The 19,419-nt window shown below is 72.7% G+C and carries 17 protein-coding genes; 5 read left to right on the forward strand and 12 right to left on the reverse strand.

Annotated features, from left to right (window positions below; all coding sequences use genetic code 11):
- Positions 1 to 13: 13 nt before the first annotated feature.
- The 7 genes from ACSP97_RS26940 to sbnA form a co-directional block, all read right to left on the reverse strand.
- A complete protein-coding gene (locus tag ACSP97_RS26940) occupies positions 14 to 1,114 on the reverse strand; it encodes a beta-ketoacyl synthase N-terminal-like domain-containing protein (RefSeq protein WP_440554636.1) in 1,101 nt (366 codons plus the stop codon).
- Complete coding sequence (locus ACSP97_RS26945; RefSeq protein ID WP_440558481.1) at positions 1,111 to 2,325, reverse strand: beta-ketoacyl-[acyl-carrier-protein] synthase family protein; 1,215 nt, start codon at positions 2,323 to 2,325, stop codon at positions 1,111 to 1,113. Before ACSP97_RS26945 ends, ACSP97_RS26940 begins: the two co-directional genes overlap by 4 nt.
- Positions 2,326 to 2,369: 44 nt before the next feature.
- Complete coding sequence (locus tag ACSP97_RS26950; RefSeq protein WP_146463367.1) at positions 2,370 to 2,639, reverse strand: acyl carrier protein; 270 nt, start codon at positions 2,637 to 2,639, stop codon at positions 2,370 to 2,372.
- Positions 2,640 to 2,884: 245 nt separating this feature from the next.
- Entirely contained in the window at positions 2,885 to 5,395 is a 2,511-nt protein-coding gene (locus tag ACSP97_RS26955; RefSeq protein ID WP_440554639.1) for an FtsX-like permease family protein, read from the reverse strand.
- Positions 5,396 to 5,434: 39 nt separating this feature from the next.
- Complete coding sequence (locus ACSP97_RS26960; RefSeq protein ID WP_358677503.1) at positions 5,435 to 6,142, reverse strand: DUF4097 family beta strand repeat-containing protein; 708 nt, start codon at positions 6,140 to 6,142, stop codon at positions 5,435 to 5,437.
- Positions 6,143 to 6,229: 87 nt separating this feature from the next.
- Positions 6,230 to 7,243 carry a 2,3-diaminopropionate biosynthesis protein SbnB gene (sbnB, locus tag ACSP97_RS26965; RefSeq protein ID WP_440554640.1) on the reverse strand — a complete coding sequence of 338 codons (1,014 nt, stop codon included), beginning with the start codon at positions 7,241 to 7,243 and terminating at the stop codon, positions 6,230 to 6,232.
- Positions 7,237 to 8,355, reverse strand: coding sequence for a 2,3-diaminopropionate biosynthesis protein SbnA (gene sbnA, locus ACSP97_RS26970; RefSeq protein WP_382070424.1), 1,119 nt, complete (start codon positions 8,353 to 8,355; stop codon positions 7,237 to 7,239). Before sbnA ends, sbnB begins: the two co-directional genes overlap by 7 nt.
- A gap of 291 nt (positions 8,356 to 8,646) precedes the next feature.
- On the opposite strand from sbnA, the gene ACSP97_RS26975 reads away from it, so the two are divergent.
- The 3 genes from ACSP97_RS26975 (at position 8,647) to ACSP97_RS26985 (ending at position 12,198) form a co-directional block, all read left to right on the forward strand.
- A complete protein-coding gene (locus tag ACSP97_RS26975; protein ID WP_355148632.1) occupies positions 8,647 to 10,251 on the forward strand; it encodes a tryptophan halogenase family protein in 1,605 nt (534 codons plus the stop codon).
- Between the two features lie 83 nt (positions 10,252 to 10,334).
- Positions 10,335 to 10,928, forward strand: coding sequence for a flavin reductase family protein (locus ACSP97_RS26980; protein ID WP_355148630.1), 594 nt, complete (start codon positions 10,335 to 10,337; stop codon positions 10,926 to 10,928).
- Positions 10,915 to 12,198, forward strand: a complete 1,284-nt coding sequence (locus ACSP97_RS26985) for a cation:proton antiporter domain-containing protein (protein ID WP_440554643.1) — start codon at positions 10,915 to 10,917, stop codon at positions 12,196 to 12,198. Before ACSP97_RS26980 ends, ACSP97_RS26985 begins: the two co-directional genes overlap by 14 nt.
- Positions 12,199 to 12,449: 251 nt before the next feature.
- On the opposite strand, the gene ACSP97_RS26990 is transcribed toward ACSP97_RS26985, so the two are convergent.
- Positions 12,450 to 13,115, reverse strand: a complete 666-nt coding sequence (locus ACSP97_RS26990) for a hypothetical protein (protein WP_355523977.1) — start codon at positions 13,113 to 13,115, stop codon at positions 12,450 to 12,452.
- A 223-nt stretch (positions 13,116 to 13,338) separates the two neighbouring features.
- Positions 13,339 to 13,830, reverse strand: coding sequence for a MarR family winged helix-turn-helix transcriptional regulator (locus tag ACSP97_RS26995; protein WP_355329337.1), 492 nt, complete (start codon positions 13,828 to 13,830; stop codon positions 13,339 to 13,341).
- Positions 13,831 to 13,888: 58 nt separating this feature from the next.
- On the opposite strand from ACSP97_RS26995, the gene ACSP97_RS27000 reads away from it, so the two are divergent.
- Positions 13,889 to 14,830, forward strand: coding sequence for an amidohydrolase family protein (locus ACSP97_RS27000; RefSeq protein WP_358301542.1), 942 nt, complete (start codon positions 13,889 to 13,891; stop codon positions 14,828 to 14,830).
- Here ACSP97_RS27000 and ACSP97_RS27005 read toward each other — a convergent pair.
- Positions 14,781 to 15,911 carry an MASE1 domain-containing protein gene (locus ACSP97_RS27005; protein ID WP_440554646.1) on the reverse strand — a complete coding sequence of 377 codons (1,131 nt, stop codon included), beginning with the start codon at positions 15,909 to 15,911 and terminating at the stop codon, positions 14,781 to 14,783. The genes ACSP97_RS27000 and ACSP97_RS27005 overlap by 50 nt on opposite strands.
- A gap of 101 nt (positions 15,912 to 16,012) precedes the next feature.
- Entirely contained in the window at positions 16,013 to 17,347 is a 1,335-nt protein-coding gene (locus ACSP97_RS27010; protein WP_440554648.1) for a PP2C family protein-serine/threonine phosphatase, read from the reverse strand.
- A 388-nt stretch (positions 17,348 to 17,735) separates the two neighbouring features.
- Here ACSP97_RS27010 and ACSP97_RS27015 point away from each other — a divergent pair, with 388 nt between their 5' ends.
- Entirely contained in the window at positions 17,736 to 18,425 is a 690-nt protein-coding gene (locus ACSP97_RS27015) for a GAF and ANTAR domain-containing protein (protein WP_355148616.1), read from the forward strand.
- Here ACSP97_RS27015 and meaB read toward each other — a convergent pair.
- Positions 18,418 to 19,416, reverse strand: coding sequence for a methylmalonyl Co-A mutase-associated GTPase MeaB (gene meaB, locus ACSP97_RS27020; RefSeq protein ID WP_355148614.1), 999 nt, complete (start codon positions 19,414 to 19,416; stop codon positions 18,418 to 18,420). The two genes, ACSP97_RS27015 and meaB, sit on opposite strands and share 8 nt — an antisense overlap.
- Positions 19,417 to 19,419 lie beyond the last annotated feature (3 nt).

Here is a 19,419-nt window from a genome sequence, read left to right on the forward strand (position 1 = left end):
TGTGTCGTGGGGCTCAGCCGGGCGGCGCGCCCAGCAGCGCGGCGCCGACCCGGCCGTCGGCCACGAAGGTGATCAGTGCCGTTGCCCGCAGCGGATGCGGGCCGTTCGCGGCGAGCGCCGCCGCGACCTGGAACGCGGGCGCGGCGGAGCCCGCGTGGCCCAGCCGGTGCCCGGGGGCCAGCTGCCGCACGGCGTGCGACCCGCCGAACAGCCCGTCGAGCGCGCTGTCCTCCTGCTCGCCGAGCGGCCCGTCCGGGTCCGAGCGGACGACGAGGGTGATCTCGTCGGCGCCGGTACGGGCGTCGTCCAGCAGATCGGTCACACAGCGGTGGAGCGCCTTGCCGGCCTCCCCGCCCGAGCGGGGGTGGTACGCCCGGAACCGGGTGCCGAGCAGCGTGGCGAGCGGGCCGCGGCCCCGTGCCGCGGCGCCGTCGGCCGACTCGACGACGAACAGCGCGCCGCCCTCGGCGACCGGCGGGGCCGCGCCCTCGCCCCGGTGCAGGGCGTCCTCCAGCAGCACCCGCTCCTCGGTGTACTCCTCGGCCGCCCCGGCCAGCAGCACCTGGGCGCGGCCCTGGCGCAGCAGCCTGGCCGCCTGGCCGAGCACGAGCAGCCCCCCGGCGGGACCCGCGGTCAGCGTCGTGTTGGGCCCCTTGAGACCGTGCACGATGGCGCTGCGGCTGGCCGCGCAGTTGACCGCGGTCGACGGGAAGCGGGCCACGTCCACGTGGAAGGGCAGTCGCTCCCGGTAGGACCGGCCGGTGAACTCCAGGCCGGTCCGGTGGCTGCCGGAGGTGGCGAACACCATGCCGGTGTCCTCCGGGGCGCTGCCGAGGCCGCCCTCCTGCCCGGCGAGCAGCAGTTCGCTCAGCCGCAGGGTGAGCCGGGTCAGCCGGTCCAGCGAGCGCAGCCCCCGGGTGCCCGGGTACTCCATCGAGAACCCGGGCACGATGCCCGCCCGCACGGGCGTGCCGGGCACGAACTCGCTGTCCACCGTGGCGATGGCCTCCGTCCCGGCGGCCAGCCCGGCCCGGAAGGCGTCGGCGCCCTCCCCCCAGGGGGACAGCGCCGACCAGGCGGTGATCACCGGCCGTGCGGCCGTGGTGGTCGTCATGCGCCTGCCCCCGCTCCGGCCGCCCCGGGGCCGTCGTAACGCCCCAGGACCACCACGGCGTTGTTGCCGCCGAAGGCCATCCCGTTGTTCTGGGTGACGCGCGGCCGCGCGGCCACGGCCACGTTGGGCACGCAGTCCACGTCGCACTCCGGGTCCGTGGTCCGGTGGTTGATCGTCGGCGGCAGGAAGCCCTCCGTCATCGCCAGCACGCAGGCGATGGTGCCGAGGGCGCTGGCCGCGCCCAGGGTGTGCCCGAGCATCGACTTCAGGGCGCTCACCGGAGGCAGGTCCGCGCCGAACACCTCACGCAGGGCGGCCGCCTCGACGATGTCGTTGGCCTTGGTACCGGTGCCGTGCGCGGAGACGTAGTCGACGTCCGCGCCGCTCACCCCCGCGTCCCGGTGCGCGGCACGGACCGCGCGGACCACCCCGTCGCGGTCCGGAGCGGTCGGGTGGTGGGCGTCGCAGCTCAGCCCGTAACCCAGCACCTCGGCCAGGATCCGGGCGCCGCGCGCCAGCGCCGCCCCCAGCGGCTCCAGCACGAGCATCCCGGCGCCCTCCGCGACGATCATCCCCTTGCGGTCGGCGTCGAAGGGCCGGCACACGTCCGGGGACATCGCGCCGAGCCGGTAGAAGCCCGCGAACGTCTTGCGGGACAGCGCGTCCGTGCCCCCGCACAGCGCCACGTCCGCCTCGCCGTCGCGCAGCGCGTCCAGCCCCTGGCCCACCGCGTAGTTGCCCGCCGCGCAGGCGGTGGGCACGGTGACCGACTCCACGTCCTCCAGCCGCAGTTCGTTGACGACGGCGTCGGAGAGCCGCTCGGCCGGCGTGCGCCGCGCGATGTCCGGGTCCGGGCGCACCTCGCCGGTCCGGTGCCGCCGCTCGGCGAGCTGGTCCGACTCCTTGGTGCCGCCGTCGGTCGTACCGACCGAGACCAGCACCCGCCGGTGCCGCAGTTCCTCCTCGTCGAGGCCGGCTTCCCGAACAGCCAGCCTGGTGGCCGCCACCGCGAACTGGGCGGCCCGTCCGTACTCCCGGGGGTCTTCGGCGCGGAACCAGTCCGCGGCCTCGAAGCGGCCGACCTCGCCCACGTTCCAGTGCGCGAAGCCGGCGCGTCCGAACTCCTCGAGAGGGCCGATCCCGCTGCGCCCCGCGCGCAGCGACCGGGCGAATTCGGCGGTCCCGGTGCCAAGACCGGAGACGACGCCCATTCCGGTGACCACGACCCGCCGGTCACCCGCCCTACGGCCGGCGGTCACTTCGCTTCGGACTCCGCGACGACGGCGTACACGCCGTCCAGGTTGGTCATGCCTTCGATGGGTGCTGTCGACAGGTCGAAGCCGAGGGTCCGCTCCATCTCGGCCAGGATCTCGATGGTCCGGAGCGAGTCCGCGTCGAGGTCCTCGACGAAGAGGGTGGTGTCGGTGACGTCGGCCGGGTCCACTTCGAGGACGTCGCAGACGATCTTCTTGATCGCCGCTCTGGTCTCCGCGCTGAGTTCCTTGCCCGCTCTGGTAGCGCTCATGTCGATCTCCCGGTCTTCTCGGTGGAGAGCTCTCGGCGAGCTCATGGAGATCCTGCGACGACGAGCTATTCGGACCCTATAAATGGCCCTCAATCACCCTTTGAACACAGCGAGTTGGCCGACAAGCGACTGTCCAGTACGTCAGGTGCCTGCTACACGCACCCGCGCATGGCACGACGGCGGTCCCTGCCGGTCGCGGAACCGCCGTCGGCGTGAACGGGTGCCCGGGGCCGCCGGGCGCCCGCTCATTCCGTCGTGGTCAGCCGGACCGCGGGGGTGCGCAGCGCCACCCAGGCGGGCAGCACCGTCGCCAGCAGCGCCACCACCACGCAGGCACCCGCGGTCACCGCGAACGGCAGCCCCGGCAGCGTCACCCGCGTGCTCACCACGAGCTGCTGGAGCCCCGCCCACAGCCCCGCCGCGTTGAGCGCGACCACCACCGCGGCCATCACCACACCGGTGCCGGCCACCAGCACACTCTCACCGGCGACCATGCGCAGCAGCTGCCCGGGCGTCGCACCGCCCAGGCGCAGCACGGCCAGTTCCCGGGCCCGCTGCCCGGTCGACATCGTCAGGGTGTTGGCCACGGCCACCCCGGTGTAGAGCATGGCGATGCCGCCGACGATCAACAGGGCCATCCGGGTCTGCTGGTTGACGGTGTCGTCCACCGCGGCCCGGTACCCGGCGATCGGCACCGCCCGCGCCGACATGCCCCGCACGGCCGTGCCCAACTCCCGCTGCACGGCGGCCCGGTCGGCGCCCTTCGCCAGCTTGACGTACACCGCGTCCGGCAGCGCCCGGCCCGCGTACTTCGGGGTCAGCACCGCCGCGCTGCCGCCGGCGCTCGCCTTGGTGACGGCGACCACCTTCAGCCGCTTCTCGGTGCCGTCCGCGAGCCACACCGTCACCGTGTCGCCGACGTGCCGGTTCCAGGTCTCGTCCACGATGATCGACCGGTCGTCCAGCCCGCGCGCGTCACCGTGCACCACCGGCAGCGTCAGCAGACCGCCGAGCGCCTTCGGGGCGACGGTGAGCGCGTCGTACGGCAGCAGCGGAGCACCGGCCGGGAACACCAGCAGATTGGGGCCGGGAATCGTGTACACACCGGTCGGCACGGTGGTGGCCGTCTCGATGCCCGGCACCGCGCGCACCTTGTCCACCACGGCCCGGCTCAGGCCCGGCGTGTGGTCCGGCGCCACCACGAAGTCGTTGCCGCGCACCCGCTCGTACGCCTCGCTGCGGGCCACCCCGGACAGCGTGCCCGAGGTGCTCCACAGCGCCGAGAACAGCCCCACCGTGATCAGCACCGGCGCCACCGTGGCCGCGGTACGGCGCAGCGCCGTCACCGTGTTGGCCTGCACCAGCATCGGGCCCGCGCCGCGCAGCGCCGCGAACGGCGCCGTCACCACCCGCACCACGAACGGGATGACCACCGGGCACAGCAGCGCGCCCGCCACGATCAGGGCCGGCGCCGCCATCGGGGTGATGTCGCCCCAGTAGGCGGGCGGCAGCAGCGGCGTGGCCAGCAGCAGCACCCCGCCGACCGCCAGCGCGGCGATCCCCGCCAGCCAGCGCAGGGCGTTCATCGCACGCCGTTCGACCGCGGACTCCCGCAGCGCCTCCAGCGGGCGGATGCGGCCCGCCCGCACCACCGCGACCCCGGAGCCCAGCACCGCGAGCAGCACGCCGATCAGGAAGGCCAGCACCAGCACCAGCAGCGTGCTCCAGCCCAGCCGCACCCGGAACCACTCCGGCGCCAGCCCCCAGGCGCTCATCCGGCCCGCCAGCGCAGGCCCGCCGGCCAGCCCCAGCAGACAGCCCGCGGCCGAGGCCACCGCGCCGACCAGCGCCGCCTCGGCCAGCACCAGCTTGCCGACCTGCACCGGGGTCGCCCCGGTGGCCCGCAGCACCGCCAGCTCCCGGCGGCGCTGGGCCACCGAGAAGGCGAAGGTGGTGCCGACGACGAACGCGGCGACGAACGCGGCCACCCCGGTCGCCATGCCGAGCATGGTGGACACGCCCACGAGGGCCACCTCGTCGGCGTGGGCCCGCGGGTCGGCCTGGACGCGGTCCGCGCCGGCCAGCACCTGGGCCCGGTCCTCCACCGCGGTGCGCACCTTGTCCACGTCCCCGTAGGAGACCAGCGCGTCCACCCGCGGGGACAGGGCGGCGGCCTCGGCGTCGGAGAAGAACAGGGCCGACTCGAAGGAGACGTCGTCCGTGACGCCGGAGACGGTGAAGGGACGCGGCCCGGACGCCGTCAGCACGGTCACTCGCTCGCCGGGCGCGGCCCCCGACTTCGCGGGCACGGCCACCTCCCCGGCCCCGGCCGGCGCCTGGCCCCGCAGCAGCCGGTACCCGCCGAACGCGGCCGACGACCAGGGGTGCCCGACCTGGTCGGACGGCCCGGAGCGGGCCGTGCCCGAGCCGCCGAGCTGGGCGTAGAAGGTGCGGTCGGCGACCGCCTTGCCGACCGCGGAGACATCGCGGACCAGCGCGGGCGCCAGGCCCTTCGGTTCCTTCAGGGGTTCGCTCTCGATGCCGCCCCACGGATCGGACATGCTCAGGTCCGGTTCGCCGCGGACGATCACCGGGGCCTTCGCGAACCGGCCGGGGCCGTGCTCGTGCGAGGTGACGCTCGCCGCGAGGACGAGCCCCATCGTGGACAGCAGGGCGGCGCCGAGCATCAGCGCGATGAAGGTCCCGGTGAAGGCGGACAGCCGGCTCCGCAGCGTGTACCAGGCAATGTTCAGCATGAAAGGGGGCTCTCCAGTTGTGCGAGCGCGCGGGGGCGGTCAGCCGGCGACGAGTACCTTCACGTCTCCGGCGAACGTACGCGCCTTGATGTGCCGTTCGCTGCTCGAATCCGTTTTCACCTCCACCTTTTTCGACCCCAACGTGGTCGAGGCGGACACCTGGTAGCCGCTGTCCGGCACATGGAGGGTGACGTTGCCGCCCTTGGCGTTGACGTCGACGTCGTCGGGCGCCTTCGACCAGGACGCGTTGATGGCCCCGCCGCCCGAACTCGCCGTCAGATGCCCGGCCGCCAGGTCCTCCGCCTTGACCTCCCCGCCGCCGGTGGAGGCGTCGACGCCCCCGGAGACGCCGTCGAGGTGCACGGTGCCGCCGCCGCTGTGCAGCGAGAGGGACACCCCGCGCGGCACCTCGACCCGGTAGTTCACCGTGCAGTTGGCCGAGCCCAGGCTGCTGCCGCAGCTGGTGGCGACCTTGAGGTGCAGGTCGCCGTCCCGCACGAAGTGCTCGGTGCTGGGCCGCTTGCCGCTCTTGTACTTGAGGTTCTCGGTCACCTGGACGCCGTCACCGGCGCCGGCGACCACGTCGATGTCACCGCCCGCCGAGTCGACGGTCACACCCGTCACCTTGTCCTTGACGTCGAAGGAGCGGGAGTCGGAGTCGTCGTACTGGTCGCACGCGCTCAGCACGGGGGCCACGGCCAGCAGCAGGGCGCCCGACACCAGGAACGCACGGAAACGGATCTTCATCGAGGAGGCTCTCCAGTGGGGGGAGGAGTGGTCACGGCGCCCGCCGGCAGGTCGGCGGCGCCCAACAGATAAGAACGCCGCACTGGTTCAGGCGGGTGCTTGGGCCGCGCTCATTGGCAGAAAGCCGTCCACGCGTGTCCCGATTCCGAACTCCTCGGCCTGCCGCGCCACCCACTGGGCGAGCGCCATGTCCAGGATGCCGAGACCGAACGGCGAGAACACCGTGACCCGCCGCGGATCACGCCGGAAGACAGCCGGGTCCCGCAGCAGCGCGCCGATCTCCGCGTCGACGAACTCGCGACCGCCGGACTCCTGTTCGGCCAGGTGCAGCGAGGTCCGCTCACGGCACACGTGGTCCGTGTCGTCGACGACGTTCTGCGCGCCCAGCACCGCCGCCGCGGTCAGGTCGCGCAGCGAGACGTGCAGCACCGTCGTACCGGGGGCGGCGGCCGAGAGGTCCACGTGGGGGGTGCCCGCGGTGGTCGCGAAGGAGACCAGGCGATGGGCCGCGACGGCCTCCTCGCAGGTGGCCGCGAACCTGACGCCGAGACCCGGCACGATGCGGCGCGCCCTGGCCGCGAACGCCCGGGCCCGCTCCGCGTCCAGGTCGAACAGCGTCACCTCGATCAGCGAGGGCAGCCGGGCCTTGGTGAACCGCAGCACCTCCAGGTTGATCGGGCCGGCCCCGATCAGCGCCATGCCGCCCGGCTCCGCCTCGGTGCCGAGCAGCCCGGCGGCCAGGGCCGCGGAGGCCGCGGTGCGCTTGGCGGAGATCAGCGACGCCTCCAGGAACGCCTGCGGCGTACCGTCGTGCATGGAGTTCAGCACGATGCTGGCGCTGGCCCGCTCCCGCCCCCGCGCCACGTTGCCCGGGAAGCTGGCGATCCACTTCATGCCGGCGACCGACCGCTCGCCGCCGAGGTGGGCGGGCAGCCCGATGATGCGGTTGCGGTCGTCGCCGGGGAAGCGGAGGAAGACCGAGTGCGGCAGCGCGGAACGGCCCTCGTCGTGCAGCCGGTAGGCGTCCGCGACCAGCGAGAGGATCTCCGGCTCCTTCCCCTTGAGAATGTCGCGCACCTCGCGGTGGCCGATGATCAGCACAGCACGGTCTCCTTCCGTGTCACGGGCCCTGTGGTGCGCGAGGCGCCGCGCGGAACCGTGAGGTCACCACCGCCCGGGCCGCGTTCCGGCTCCTTCCAGAGGTGGAAGACCTCACCGAACCGCTCGCGCACCCAGGCGTCGTCGTAGATGGTGTCGAGATAGCGGTCGCCGCCGTCCGGCAGGATGAGGACGACGTTCGAACCGGGCCGCACGGTGGGGGCCAGCCGTTCCAGGGCGGAGACCACGGCGCCCGAGGAGCCGCCGGCGAGGATGGCCTCGCGCCGCACCAGCCGCCGGCAGCCCACCACGCACTCCAGGTCCGTGACGTGCACGACGTCGTCGGCGTCCGACGGATCGAGCAGCGGCGGCACCACCGAGGCCCCGTGCCCCGGGACCAGCCGGGCGCAGGACACCGGCGAGTCGAACAGCCGGCTGCCCACCGCGTCCACCGCGTGCACGGTGGTGCGCAGCCCGGCGGCGCGAATGTACTCGGCGCAGCCGCTCAGGGTGCCGGTGGTGCCGACCGCGAGCACCAGATGGTCGATCTCACCGCCCAGCTCCTCGGCGATCTCCCGCATCGTCGACTGGTGGGCCAGGGAGTTGAGCGGATTGGCGTACTGGTCGGGGCAGTAGGCGTGCGGGATGCGCGCGAGCAGCTCCGCCACCCGGCGCAGCCGCTGCGGCAGCAGCTCCCCGGTCTCGGGGTCCGGCTGGGTGACGACCTCCACCTCGGCGCCGTACGCGCGCAGGATCCGGATGTTCTGCTCGGTCGTCCGGGCGTCCACGACACAGATGAGACGCAGCCCGAAGTACCCGCAGATCTGGGCGAGTCCGATCGCCAGGTTGCCCGAACTCGACTCCACCACGGTCGACCTGCCCGGCACCAGCTCACCCGACCTGATCCGGCCGAGGACCATGCTGAGCGCCGACCGGTCCTTGACGCTGCCGCCGGGATTGAACCGTTCGGCCTTCGCGTAGACCCGGGAGGTGAAGCCGGGTACCAGACGCTCCAGTTCGATGAGCGGGGTACCGCCCACCGTCGAGAGGATGCCCTTCAGCCCCGGTGCGGGGGACGGGCGCCCTACGGCCGCTTTCCCTTCGTCGTACGGCATCGTGTGCAAGCCATCCTCGGTTGCGGGTGTGGGCGGTCCGTCGGCTGGTCCTCGCAAGGACCCGCGACGGCGGTGCCGGCCCGACTCCCGTCGAGCAGGCCTTCGGCACCCACAGGCTGACCGGGGACGCTATATCCGCTCCATACGTCCCGCGTTGGACGGCACATAGAAGCGGCATAGCGGCGCTGGCGACTCTGTCTGGCATCGGTTGCCCCGCTGGCCTGGAACCGGCCACCGGACCGCGCGGCCGATCCGTCCGCCATCGCTTACCTCCGGAGGAGAGAGCCGCTCATGAACGGCGAAGACAGGCGTATCAAGAAGGTCGTCATCCTCGGTGGGGGCACGGCCGGTTGGATGACCGCCGCCTACCTCGGCAAGGCCTTGCAGAACACCGTCGAGATCACGGTGCTGGAGGCTCCCACCATCGCGCGCATCGGCGTCGGCGAGGCCACCGTACCCAACCTCCAGCGCGTCCTGTTCGACTTCCTCGGCATCAACGAGGACGAGTGGATGCGCGAGTGCAACGCCAGCTTCAAGACAGCCGTGCGCTTCGTGAACTGGCGCACCGAGGGCGCGGGCCAGGCCACTGCCCGGCAGCTCCCGCAGGGCGGACCGGACCACTTCTACCACCCGTTCGGTCTGCTCCCCGACTACGACCAGACGCCGCTTTCGCACTACTGGTACAAGAACAAGTACGAGGGCCTGACGGACGAGCCGTTCGACTACGCCTGCTTCCGCGAGCCCCCGGTGATGGACGCCAAGCTGTCCCCGCGCTGGCTCGACGGCCGGCACGCCACCCGGTACGCCTGGCACTTCGACGCCGCCCTGGTCGCCAAGTTCCTGTGCCGGTTCGCCACCGAGAAGCAGGGCGTGCGGCACGTCCAGGACGAGATGACCCGGGTGGAGCAGGACGAGCGGGGCTTCGTCACCGCCCTGCACACCGCGTCCGGCAAGATACTGGACGCCGACCTGTTCATCGACTGCTCCGGCTTCCGCGGCCTGCTGATCAACAAGGCCATGGCCGAGCCGTTCATCGACATGAGCGACCACCTGCTGTGCGACTCCGCGGTCGCCACCGCCGTCCCGCACGACGACGAGGCCAACGGCGTCGAGCCCTACACCTCGGCGATCGCCATGTCCTCCGGCTGGTCCTGGAAGATCCCGATGCTGGGCCGCTTCGGCAGCGGCTACGTCTACTCCAGCAAGTTCACCGGCAAGGACGAGGCCACCCGCGAGTTCAGCGAGATGTGGGGCCTGGACCCGGAGAACCAGGACTTCAACCACATCCGCTTCCGCGTCGGCCGCAACCGCCGCGCCTGGGTGAAGAACGTGGTCGGCATCGGCCTGTCCTCCTGCTTCCTGGAGCCGCTGGAGTCGACCGGCATCTACTTCATCACCGCGGCGATCTACCAGCTCGCCAAGCACTTCCCCGACCGCAGCTTCAACGAGACGCTCATCAACCGCTTCAACCACGAGGTCGAGGTGATGTTCGACGACACCCGCGACTTCATCCAGGCGCACTTCTACTTCGCGCCGCGCAACGACACCCCGTTCTGGCGCGCCAACAAGGAACTGACGCTGCCCGAGAACATCCAGGAGAAGATCGACGCCTACCGCGCCGGTCTGCCGATCAACTCGCCGGTCACCGACGAGTCCACCTACTACGGCAACTTCGAGGCCGAGTTCCGCAACTTCTGGACCAACGGCAGCTACTACTGCATCTTCGCCGGCCTCGGCCTGGTCCCCGACGCGCCGCTGCCCGCGCTGTCGTACAAGCCGGAGTCCGTCGCCGGCGCGCAGCCGCTGTTCGAGCGGGTCAAGCGCCAGCAGCAGGACCTGCTGGACACGCTGCCCACCACCTACGACTACCTGCGCCAGCTCCACGGCACCTCCTGAGCCCTACGCCCCCACCCGCGGCCCGTTCGCCTCGCCGGCGACGGGCCGCGTCCCCTTCCGGCGTCATCCCAACGGAGTGACCCATGCAGAATCCGCTGTCCGCCCCGGCGCCAACGAGCGCCGACACCGCCGACGAACCCGACATACGCCCGCTGATGTCGTCCTTCCCGAGCGGGGTCAGCATCGTCGCGGCCCTCGACGCGGAGGGCAACCCGCACGGCATGACCTGCTCCTCGATCGCGAGCGTCGCCCTGTCGCCGCCCACCATCGTCGCCTGCCTGCGCACCGCGAGCCACACCCACCGGGCCGTCCGGGAGTCCGGCAGGTTCGCCCTGAACCTGCTGCACGAACGCGGCCGCGCCACCTCCGAACTGTTCGCCTCCGGCGCCTCCGACCGGTTCGGCCGCGCCGAGTGGCGGCTGCCGCTGGACGCGTGCGGGCCGCATCTGACGGACGCCGCCCACACCATCGCCGACTGCCGGGTCAGCCGCACCATCGAGGTCGGCGACCACACCGCGGTCCTCGGCGAGGTGATCGCCATCACCGTCGTCGACGAGGCGCCCGAGCCGCTGCTGTACGGGCTGCGCCAGTACGCGGCCTGGTCCACGGCCACGGCCGCGGTGCCCGGGGACGCGCCCACGGACCGGGAGGAAGGAGCCGGCCGTGTCGGCCGCTGAACCACTGTCGGCGGTGCTGGTCGCCGTCCCGGTGGTGATCCTGGCCTGCCGGGCCGGCGGCGCGCTGTTCCAACGGCTCGGCCAGCCGGCCGTGGTGGGCGAGATGTGCGTCGGCATCATGCTCGGCCCCACCCTCCTCGGCCGGCTCTGGCCGGCCGCGGAGCACTGGCTGCTGCCCCCGTCCGTGCTGCCGTTCACCGATGTGCTCGGCCAACTCGGCCTGCTCGTCTTCATGTTCCTGATCGGCCTGGAACTCGACCTCGGTGTGCTGCGCGGCCATCGCGGCACCGCCATGGCCATCGGCCAGGCCTCCATCGCCCTGCCGCTGCTCCTCGGCGCGGGACTGGGCCTGGCCATGTACGGCTCCCAGGCCCCGGAACACGTCGCCCGGCTGCCGTTCGTCCTGTTCATCGCCGTGTCGATGAGCATCACGGCCTTCCCCGTGCTGGCCCGGATCCTCGCCGACCGGGGCCTGTACGGCACCCGGGTGGGCACCCTCGCCATGGCCTGCGCCGCCATCGGCGACGTGACCGCCTGGTGCCTGCTGGCCCTGGTGGTCTCGCTCGCCGCCGGCACCTCCACGATGGACGCCGTCAACACCGTCGCGCTCACCGCGGGCTTCGCCGCCGTGCTGGTGTTCGGACTACGGCCGCTGCTCGCCCGCTGGGCCCGCGACGAGCGGCGGGGCGCCGGCCTGCGGCACGAGACCGTCGTGATCGCCGTGCTGTTCAGCGCGGTGTGCCTGGCCGGCCTGGCCACCGACCGGATCGGCGTGCACACCATCTTCGGGGCGTTCCTGCTGGGCACCGTGATGCCGCGCGGCACCCCCGCCGTCGAGCGGGCGGCCGGCCAGCTGCGCTCGGTGGCCGTACCGCTGCTGCTCCCGTTGTTCTTCGTGCAGACCGGCCTGCGCACGGACCTGGGCGGGCTGCACGACGCGACCGAGTGGCTGTGGGCCGCCGCCATCCTGCTGCTGGCGGTCGCGGGCAAGTGGGGCGGCGCCACCCTGGCCGCCCGCACGGTCGGCCAGGACACCCGCTCGGCCGCCGCCATCGGCGTCCTGATGAACTGCCGCGGCCTCACCGAGCTGATCGTCCTGAACATCGGCTACGACATGCACGTCATCGGCGCCGAGGTGTTCACGATGCTCGTCCTCATGGCCCTGCTCACCACCGCCCTGACCGGCCCCGTCCTGACCCGCCTGCACCCCACCACCCCGGCCCCCACCCCAACCCAACCATCGGAACCCAGGGACGGCGCTTTGACGTGAGGGGGGTGGTCGTCCCCTTGGGGGATGACACGCCCCTTCAGAGGCGCGGGCACGGCGATGCGGTGCCGTCGCCCTCCCACCGGCCCTGCACCGGGGCCGTCGGCCCGCCGGCTCACGGCCCCGGTGCCGCGCCGGCCTTGGACGGGACCGGTTCAAGCGGGCAACTCCGGGTCCGTTTCGTTCCCTCAGCAACATGCCCGCGGGCGCGTCGCCGCAGGATTCCGGGAGGAAGGGCCGGGCTCGCGGCCGTCTCACGCCACCGGATAGCCGATCTCCGCGATGTCCTGCGCCAGGTCGGCCAGGGCGACCTCCGGGTTCAGCGCGCGGACCACCGCTTCGGTCAGCGGACGGGAGGACAGGACGTGCCGGACCGCCGCCAGGTCGACCGGGACCTCGTGGTAGTCCTCGGCCCACCGCTGGAACGCCTCCGGGGAGCGGTCCGTCAGCAGACCGAACAGGAAGGCGGCGCCGTCCGGGTCTCCCGTGGCCTCTTCGGGAAAGTCGATCACTCCGGCCTTCCAGCGGTCGTCTCCCGCCTCCCGCCACATACAGGCCGTGACGACGGGCATCCCGTCCTCGTCCGAGAAGGCCGGCTCCTCGACGTACGGCCGGAAGACGGCGGGCACGTCGTCGAGCACGCCGGGCCACGGCCCGTCCGCGGCGTAAGGACTCATGGGTGATTCGTGCGCGAACCCGCGCACGTAGACGCCGGCGGCCGAGAACACGATCGCGTACTCGTCGCCCGATCCGTTGGACATCGAGGCCATGGCCTGCGCCTGTGACCACCGGGCGTCGAAGGAGTGGTGGCGGTAGGCCCACTCGCTTTCCAGGACCGCCTCCAGCATGGCGAGGGCGCGGCAGTGGGCGTGGAGGGCGGTCGGCTCGGGCAGCCGCCGGGCGATGTCGTGAACGGTCACGGGTGCATTCAAGCGCACGCCTGTGACAACGGGGTTCCGCGAGTCGGGGCTCAGCAGCCCGCCAAAAGCCCCCGCACCCCGTGCAGTTCCTCCGCCCCGCCGAGCTGTGCCGGCGGGACGGGTCGGGCCGGGCGGGCGGCGGCCCCGCAGGAGGAGCGCGCGGGTGGCGGCGTCGGCGACATGCCGCATGGGTGACCGGGGCGGGATCCCCGGTAAACCGGTGTCAGGGGGCGTCGTCCTGGTCGGCGACCAGGTCGGTGAGGCGGTGCAGCAGCGTGACCAGCAGGGCGCGCTCGGCCGGGGTGAAGGCCTCGTAGGCGCGGGCCTGGCGGTCGCGCAGCCGGTTCCGGAGCGCGGCGAGCCGTGCGGCGCCGTCGTCGGTGAGGCTGACCAGGACGCGCCGTTCGTCCTCGGGGGAGCGGCGGCGCACCACTATCCCCTTCCCCTCCAGCTGCTGCAGCATCCGGGTCGCGGTGGGCACGCTGACGTCCGCGCTGCTCGCCAGCCGGCCCACCGGCATGTCCTGCTCCGTGGCCAGCGGTTCCAGCAGGGCGACCTGCGCCAGGGAGAGGCCGCCGTGGTGTTCGGCGCTCGCGGTACGGGCCCGGCGCATGGCGACGAAGAGCGCGTCCGCCGCCTGGGAGATCTGCTCCGCGTCGACGTCGCCGTCCGCCGTCAACTCGTCGTCGCCGGGGCCGTTGCGTCTGTCGGTCATGAGTGGTAGCTTAGCAAAGCAATCGTTAGCAGGCTAAATGTTAGGAGGGTAAGAGGAGATGTCGAATTCTGGGCGCATCGACGTGCATCAACATCTCGTCCCCCCGGCCTACCGGGAGGTCATGGAGCGGCACGGGGCGACGGCGGCCGGCTGGCCCACGCCCGACTGGACCCCTCGGAGCGCGATCGCGATGATGGACCGCCGCTCCATCGCCACCGGCGTCCTCTCGGTCAGCTCGCCCGGCACCCACTTCGGGGACGACGCAGAGGCCCGCGCGACGGCCCGCGAGGTCAACGAGTACGGCGCGGAGCTGGTCAAGGACCGCCCCGACCGCTTCGGCCTCTTCGCGAGCCTGCCGCTGCCGGACGTGGACGGCGCCCTCGCCGAGGCCGCCTACGCACTGGACGAACTACGTGCCGACGGCGTGGTGCTGATGTCCAACGTCCAGGGCCGCTACCTCGGCGACAAGGCGTTCGCACCCCTGTGGGCCGAGCTGGACGCCCGCGGCGCCGTGGTCTTCATCCATCCGACCGGCTCGGCGCTGCCCATGCTCGACGGCATGCCCGGACCCCTGGTGGACTTCCCCCACGACACCACCCGCACCGCCCTGCACATGACGCTCAACGGCGTGATGGCCCGGCACACCCGGATGAAGGTGATCCTCTCCCACGCGGGCGGTTTCCTGCCCTACGCGGCCTGGCGGTTCACCCTCGGCTCCCAGTTCAACCCGGGCACCACCCCCGAGAGCATTCTGGCCGACCTGCGGCGCTTCCACTTCGACACCGCGCTGTCCGCCGGCCCCTTCACCCTGCCCTCCCTACTGGCCTTCGCGGCCCCGGGGCACGTCCTCTATGGCAGCGACTCCCCCTTCGCCGCCGAGGAGCAGGGCCGAGTCTTCGACTCGATGCTCGACGACTACGACGGCTACCGACCGGGCCAGCTCGACGCGATCAACCGCGGCAACGGGGAGGCCCTCTTCCCGAGACTCGGCACGGCCTGATCGCCGGTCTCGTCGCCCCGGTCCGGCCGGGTAACTCCAGCTCACTCGGGCCGCGTGGCGCCGGAGCGGACCTTGACCCGCTGGGCGGATGGAGCTGCGCCCCGTAACCGTCGACGGCGGGCAGTGCGGGCTGGGACCCGGTGTCGGAGAGCCTCGACACCAGTTCCGCGAGGTGGCCGCAGGCCCGGGCGATCTCCCGCTGGGACCGCTCACGCTCGCTGACGGCCGCCGCGACGAGGAGGGCGGTCAGCGCGGAGGAGGTGTTGAAGGCCTGCAAAGTGATCATGTCGGTGAGTAGACCGTGGGTGCGGAACGGCCCCGCTCCTCGGGCGGCGTTGTAGATCGCGAAGGTCGACACGGCCAGGGCGCAGGGCGCGGCCCCGGCCAGCCGGAAGCGGAAGGCGGCCCAGATCAGCAGCGGGAAGCCGAGGAAGAGCAGGGGAGTGGCGCCGGTCTCCACCAACCCGACGCAGGCGATGGCCACGACCAGCAGCACCGCCTCCAGCCAGCGGGACGCCGGGACGTTCCGCGGCGGGTGTGCCGTACTGAGCACCAGCAGCACCGGCGTCACCACCAGGACGCCCATGGCGTCACCGGTCCACCAGACCCACCAGGTCGGCCAGAACCGGTCCGTGGCCAGGGCGCCGGAGAGGACCAGCGTGCCGCTGCCCGCCGTCGCACTGATCAGCATCCCGGCGAACGCGCCGAGGAAGATCAGGACGAGCACGTCGTACAGCCGGTCCAGTCCGGCGCGGAAGCCGGCGACCTGGAGGAGCCCGTACGAGCAGAGCGGAGCGAGCGTGTTGCCCACGACGATCAGGAACAGGGCGGCGAACGACGGCCCGAGGTCGAGGTTGGCCAGCAGCGCGCCGAAGGCGATACCGGGCCAGAGTCGGGGCCCGCGCAGCAGCAGGCCCGCCACGGCGATCCCGGTCGGCGGCCACAGGGGAGTGACCTGGTTGCGCACCAGCTCCTGGAGCAGTCCCAGCTTGGCGGAGCCGTAGTACAGGCCCGTGACGGCGAGGATCTCCAGAGCGGTCGTACAACCGCGCCGGAGTGCTCCCTGCCGCGCGACAACCATCGGGCGACCTCCGCATCACCATCGCCCCGGCCTCCATCATCCGCCGGTTTCCGCGGATCCTCCACGGCACGGGCCGGCCGTGGACGGGGCGGGTGTGCGGGTCAGGCGGGCGGGGCTCGCAGGGCGAGAACCGCCATGTCGTCGTGGCCGTCGCTGGGATGGTGGTCGGCGAGGGCCTGGACGAAGTCCTCCAGCGGCAGGGCGGCGTACTCGGTGGCGAGGCCGGCCAGTTCCGCCAGGCTCCGGTCGATCGGCCGGTCCGGCTGCTCGACCAGGCCGTCGGTGAAGAACACCACGGTGGCGCCCGGCGGTACCGGGCAGGAGTGGTCGGGGCGCGGCTGAGCGGGGTCGACGCCGAGCGGCAGGCCGGGCTCGGCGAACAGGTACTCCGCCCGTCGGCCCGGGGTGATCAGGAGGTGGGGGACATGGCCCGCGGTGCTCCAGGACAGCCGCCAGCCCGGCCCGTCCGGCTCGATGCGCGCCAGCGTCGTGGTGGTGATCGGGTTGTCGGTGATGGCCTGCAAGGTGCGGTCGAGCCGGGTCAGGATGGCGCCGGGCGCGTCGTCCCGGTCGAACAGCAGGGCGCGCAGCATGTTGCGGGTGGACGCCATCGCGGCCGCGGCCCGCAGGTCGTGGCCGACCACGTCCCCGATGACGACGGCCACGACGTCGCCGGGCAGCGGAATGGCGTCGTACCAGTCGCCACCGAGCTTGCTGGGCTCGGCGGCGGGCCGGTAGACCGCGGCCGCGCTGAAAGGGCTCAGGTCGGGCAGGGTGGGCAGCAGCAGGCGCTGGAACTGCTCGGCGCCTTCACGGACCCGTTCGAACAGGCGGACGTTCTCGATGGCGATGCCCGCGGCACCAGCGAGGGCGATGACCACACTCTCGTCGTCCGCGTCGAAGGGCTGCCCGTCCCGCCGCTCGGAGAGGTAGAGATCGCCGTAGATCTCGCCGCGCACGCTGACGGCGACCCCCAGCAGGGTGGCCATGTGCGGATGGCCGGGCGGGAAACCCACGGACGACGGATGCCCCGCGATGCTCTCCACCCGCAGCGGCTCCGGGTGGTGGATCAGATGCCCGAGGACTCCCCGGCCCCGGGGGAAACCGACGCCGGCCAGGGCGCCGCGTTCCCGCTCGGTGAGGCCGGCGGTGACGAACTGCTCCAGCTCGTCCCCGGACGGGGCGAGCACGCCGAGCGCTCCGTAGCGGGCGCCGACCAGATCCATGGCGGTGGTCACGATGCGGTACAGCACCGAGGGCAGCTCGTTCTCCCGGGTGATGGCGACCACCGCGTCCAGCAGGCCCTGAAGCCGGTCCATGGCCTCCAGCAGGCTCCGCATCTGCTCGTCCATCCGGCCCAGCTCGGCCCGCAGCCGCACATGGAGGTCGGAATCGTTCGAGGGCCTCGGCGACGCCTCGTCCCCGGGCCCGGCCATCACGGGCACCCGGCGGCCGGCCGGCCGGTCTCGGAGCGGTGCATCACGCCCTCCTCGCGTGCCCCCGGAGCAACTGGGACCACGGTGTGGCACGGCGACACGGAATTTTCGGTCATCAATCAGAAAATAGGGCAATTCGCGCCGTGCTGCCGCTCGCCCCGCGCCGCGCCACGCGGACGGACCCGGGCCTCCAGCCCCGGCCGTCGGCCCCGCCCGCCACCACCGGACGACCCGGCTACGGCAACCCCCGGACCGACGGCGCGGTTGGCGGCGGCCGTCGGCCGCGACCCGCCGTGCGGGCCGCCGCGTTCCGTGCGCCGGGCGGCGCCAGGGGTGCGATGGTGGAAACAGGGCAGGTGGTCGGGAGGGGTCGGCAGGGAGGAGAGCGATGGACTGGCGTATGTTCGCCGAACGGCTCGCGAGCATGGCGCGGGATCTGCTGGCGCAGGAGACGGTGACCGACACCCTGGAACGGGTCACCCGCTCCGCCACCGAGATCGTCCCCGGCTGTGACGCGGCCGGCATCCTCATCCTGCAGTCCAAGGGCGTACGCACCCTCGCCCCGACCGACCAGGTGGTGATCGACAGCGACCAGCTCCAGGAACGCCTCCAGGAAGGCCCCTGCTACGACGTCGCCCGGCGCGACAGCGAGGAGCGGGTCTTCCGCATCGCCGACTTCCGCGAGGACCATCCGGGCTGGCCCGCCTATGTGGCCGCCGCCCGCGAGCTGGGCCTCGGCAGCATGATGGGCTTCCTGCTCTACACGGAGGACGAGGAGCTCGGCGCGCTCAACCTGTACTCCCGCCACCCCGGCGCGTTCACCGAGGCCGGGGAGACGGCCGGCTGGCTGCTGGCCTCACACGCCGCCGTCGCCTTCTCCAGCGCCCGCACCCACTCCCAGCTGGAACAGGCCGTCTCCACCCGGCACGTCATCGGCGAGGCCATGGGCATCCTCATGGGCCGCCACGACCTCACCGAGGACCAGGCCTTCGACGTGCTGCGCCGCTACTCCCAGGACCACAACGTCAAACTCCGGGACGTGGCGCGGCGCATCTGCGAGCACGGCGGGTTCACCTGACCGGCGGGGTCCGCCCCTCGAAGGCCGCCAGGATCCGCTCCGCCGCCAGCGTCGCCGTCAACGTGCCCTCCCTGACCCGCCGTTCGAGATCCGGCGCCGCCTCCCGCACCGCCGGGCTGGCGCGCAGCCGGCCGAGGAGTTCGTCGCGGACCATCGCCCAGGTCCAGTCGACCTGCTGGTCGCGCCGCTTGGCGGTGAGCCGGCCGGTGGAGTCCAGCAGCTGCCGGTGCTGCTCCAGCCGCTCCCACACCGTGTCGAGACCGGTCGACTCGCGGGCGCTGCAGTGCAGCACCGGCGGCGTCCAGAAGGCGTCCTTGCCGTGCATCAGCCGCAGCGCGCCCGCCAGCTCCCGTGCCGCGGCCCGCGCGTCGCGCTCGTGCGGGCCGTCCGCCTTGTTGACGGCGATCACGTCGGCGAGTTCCAGGACGCCCTTCTTGATGCCCTGCAACTGGTCGCCGGTGCGGGCCAGGGTGAGCAGCAGGAAGGAGTCGACCATGTCGGCGACCGCCGTCTCCGACTGCCCGACGCCGACGGTCTCCACCAGGATCACGTCGTAACCGGCCGCCTCCATCACCACCATCGACTCCCGGGTGGCCTTCGCGACCCCGCCCAGCGTGCCCGCGCTGGGGGAGGGCCGCACGAAGGCCGCCGGGTCGACCGACAGCCGCTCCATCCGGGTCTTGTCGCCCAGGATGGAACCGCCGGTGCGGGTGGAGGACGGGTCCACGGCGAGTACCGCGACCCGGTGGCCGATCGAGGTCAGCATGGTGCCGAACGCGTCGATGAAGGTCGACTTGCCGACGCCCGGCACCCCGCTGACGCCGATCCGCCGCGCCCGGCCGCTGTGCGGCAGCAGCCGGGTCAGCAACTCCTGCGCGAGCGCCCGGTGCTGAGGCCGGGTGGACTCGACGAGCGTGATGGCGCGGGCCACCAGGGCCCGCCTCCCGTCGAGCACACCCTTCACATACGTGTCGAGGTCGATCGCGGCCATCGC

Source organism: Streptomyces sp. SCPE 10, from assembly GCF_051980735.1.
GTDB classification, from domain to species: Bacteria; Actinomycetota; Actinomycetes; order Streptomycetales; family Streptomycetaceae; genus Streptomyces; species Streptomyces misionensis.

What these genes read in the sequence shown, in the direction of transcription:
- ACSP97_RS26940 (WP_440554636.1), bottom strand. Translation starts at nt 1,114, where the DNA reads ATGACGACCACCACGGCCGCACGGCCGGTGATCACCGCCTGGTCGGCG.
- ACSP97_RS26945 (WP_440558481.1), bottom strand. Translation starts at nt 2,325, where the DNA reads ATGGGCGTCGTCTCCGGTCTTGGCACCGGGACCGCCGAATTCGCCCGG.
- ACSP97_RS26950 (WP_146463367.1), bottom strand. Translation starts at nt 2,639, where the DNA reads ATGAGCGCTACCAGAGCGGGCAAGGAACTCAGCGCGGAGACCAGAGCG.
- ACSP97_RS26955 (WP_440554639.1), bottom strand. Translation starts at nt 5,395, where the DNA reads ATGCTGAACATTGCCTGGTACACGCTGCGGAGCCGGCTGTCCGCCTTC.
- ACSP97_RS26960 (WP_358677503.1), bottom strand. Translation starts at nt 6,142, where the DNA reads ATGAAGATCCGTTTCCGTGCGTTCCTGGTGTCGGGCGCCCTGCTGCTG.
- sbnA (WP_382070424.1), bottom strand. Translation starts at nt 8,355, where the DNA reads ATGCCGTACGACGAAGGGAAAGCGGCCGTAGGGCGCCCGTCCCCCGCA.
- ACSP97_RS26975 (WP_355148632.1), top strand. Translation starts at nt 8,647, where the DNA reads ATGAACGGCGAAGACAGGCGTATCAAGAAGGTCGTCATCCTCGGTGGG.
- ACSP97_RS26980 (WP_355148630.1), top strand. Translation starts at nt 10,335, where the DNA reads ATGCAGAATCCGCTGTCCGCCCCGGCGCCAACGAGCGCCGACACCGCC.
- ACSP97_RS26995 (WP_355329337.1), bottom strand. Translation starts at nt 13,830, where the DNA reads ATGACCGACAGACGCAACGGCCCCGGCGACGACGAGTTGACGGCGGAC.
- ACSP97_RS27000 (WP_358301542.1), top strand. Translation starts at nt 13,889, where the DNA reads ATGTCGAATTCTGGGCGCATCGACGTGCATCAACATCTCGTCCCCCCG.
- ACSP97_RS27005 (WP_440554646.1), bottom strand. Translation starts at nt 15,911, where the DNA reads ATGGTTGTCGCGCGGCAGGGAGCACTCCGGCGCGGTTGTACGACCGCT.
- ACSP97_RS27010 (WP_440554648.1), bottom strand. Translation starts at nt 17,347, where the DNA reads ATGGCCGGGCCCGGGGACGAGGCGTCGCCGAGGCCCTCGAACGATTCC.
- ACSP97_RS27015 (WP_355148616.1), top strand. Translation starts at nt 17,736, where the DNA reads ATGGACTGGCGTATGTTCGCCGAACGGCTCGCGAGCATGGCGCGGGAT.
- meaB (WP_355148614.1), bottom strand. Translation starts at nt 19,416, where the DNA reads ATGGCCGCGATCGACCTCGACACGTATGTGAAGGGTGTGCTCGACGGG.